The sequence below is a fragment of the Streptomyces sp. NH27 genome (genome assembly GCF_056859195.1).
Window position 1 is genome coordinate 1 of record NZ_JACEGK010000859.1, and the last position, 1,840, is coordinate 1,840.

General features: G+C 74.3%; 3 protein-coding genes. 2 read left to right on the forward strand and 1 reads right to left on the reverse strand.

Annotated elements, in window-relative coordinates; all coding sequences use genetic code 11:
* Position 1: 1 nt before the first annotated feature.
* Complete coding sequence (locus AC13HU_RS36550; RefSeq protein ID WP_328472514.1) at positions 2-193, reverse strand: DUF1059 domain-containing protein; 192 nt, start codon at positions 191-193, stop codon at positions 2-4.
* 226 nt (positions 194-419) lie between these two features.
* Here AC13HU_RS36550 and AC13HU_RS36555 point away from each other — a divergent pair, with 226 nt between their 5' ends.
* Together AC13HU_RS36555 and AC13HU_RS36560 are read left to right on the forward strand one after the other, a co-directional pair.
* Positions 420-1,007 carry a winged helix-turn-helix domain-containing protein gene (locus AC13HU_RS36555; RefSeq protein WP_483046305.1) on the forward strand — a complete coding sequence of 196 codons (588 nt, stop codon included), beginning with the start codon at positions 420-422 and terminating at the stop codon, positions 1,005-1,007.
* Positions 1,004-1,840 (forward strand): MOSC domain-containing protein (locus tag AC13HU_RS36560; protein ID WP_483046304.1); only part of this gene is annotated, 837 nt, incomplete at its 3' end. The genes AC13HU_RS36555 and AC13HU_RS36560, both read left to right, overlap by 4 nt.

Below are 1,840 nucleotides of genomic sequence, written 5' to 3' on the forward strand. Positions count from 1 at the left end.
GTCAGGCGTGCTGCGGGACCTCGTCCTTGAGCATGCCGCGGATCTGCTCGCGCATCTCCGGGCTGTCGTCGTGGCCGTGCACGGACACCGCGTGTTCGGTCGCGGCGCGGACGACCTCGTCCTCCTCGCCGGAAATGGCGAGGGTGCAGTTCGACTCGCTCGGGAAGTCACGGCAGTCGGCTACTTTGCGCATTGTGCACCTCCTCGCTGTCCAGGATAGATCCGCCGTCCGAGCGATGTCCGGTGGCGGTGGTGGCAGTGGTGGCGGTGGACGGCCCGCGAGGGAACGCGGCAGTCGACGGAACGCAGCCGGCCGCACGCAGTTGACGGAACGCACTTGACGGGGTGCTTTGCAAAGGGGCAGCTTCTGCAAAGTGACCGAGGAGAAGCCCGTACCCGCGTCCATACCGCCGCCTGCTCTGCCCGCCCCGCCCGAGCCGCAGGGGGAGCGGCCGCGCTCGCCCGAGCGATTGCCCGACCACCCCGTGCGGATCGCCCTGCTCGACCTGCTCGCCGACGGCGGCACGGTGACGTCCACCGAGGCGGCCGCGCGGCTCGGCGAGAGTTCCGGGCTGTGCTCCTTCCATCTGAGGCAGCTCGCCCGGCACGGGCTGATCGAGGAGGCGCCGCACTCCGGCGGCCGGGCCCGGCCGTGGCGGCTGCGCTGGGAGCAGCCGCTGGAGCCCGAACCGGTGGGGGCCGGGCCGGCGGAGGCCGATGAGTTCGGCGTACTCGCCCGCGGACTGGAGGACGAGAGCCACCGGCGCTGGCTGGAGCAGCGTGACCGCGCGCCGCTGGAGTGGCGCGCGGCGGACGAGGCGTTCAGCACCGTCGTGCACCTCACCCCGCAGGAGTTGCAGGCCGTCGCCGAGGCGGTACGCGAGACGCTCGCCGGCTACCGGCACCGGGACCACGACGTCGCGGCGCGCCCGGCGGACGCCCGCCCGGTGGCGTTCGTCAGCCGGCTGTTCCCGCTGCTGCCCGGGATATCGGACGGCGAGCGGTGAGGCCGCCGACGCTGGGCGTCGGGGGCGCCACGGTGGAGGCGCTGCTCCGCTACCCGGTGAAGTCGATGCTGGGCGAGGCGGTCGTCGCGGCCGACGTGACGGAGCGCGGGCTGCCGTATGACCGTGAACTCGCCCTGATCCACCGGGACAGCGGCAAGGTCGCCAGCGCCAAGAACCCGAGGACGTGGCGCCGGCTGCTCCAGCTGAGCGCCAACGCGACGCCGGCGGCGGTGCGGATCGCGCTCCCGGACGGCAAGGCGCTGTGGAGCACCGACGCCGATGTGGACGAGCGGCTCTCCGAACTCCTCGACCAGCCCGTCGTCCTGTCCGGGCGGCCGCCCGCCGACGCCGAACTCGACCGCGCGCGCCCCGAGGAGGTGCTGCGCGACGGCGTCCGCGCGGCGGTCTCCGTGGATGTGGGCCGGCTGGGCGGCGCCGCGCCCGACGGGACCTTCTTCGACTTCGCCCCGCTGCACCTGATCACGTCGTCGACGCTGCGGCGGATCGCCGAGTTGAGCCCGCGCGGCGCGGTGGAGGCGGAGCGCTACCGGCCGAACGTCGTCATCGACACCGCGGGCGCGGGCTTCGTCGAGAACGACTGGGTCGGCCGCGACCTGCGGATCGGCGACCGGCTCACGCTCCGCGTCATCGCCCGCACCCCGCGCTGCGCGATACCCACCCTGGAGCACGGCGCGCTGCCCCGCGACACCGATGCACTGCGCGTGCCGGCCGCCCACAACCGCGTGGCGCCGACGGACGAGTTCGACGCGCAGCCCTGCGCGGGCGTCTACGCGCAGGTGCTGCGCCCGGGCCGTATCGCGCTCGGCGACCGC

Coding starts and splice junctions, on each gene's coding strand:
- AC13HU_RS36550 (WP_328472514.1), bottom strand. CDS start 193: ATGCGCAAAGTAGCCGACTGCCGTGACTTCCCGAGCGAGTCGAACTGC.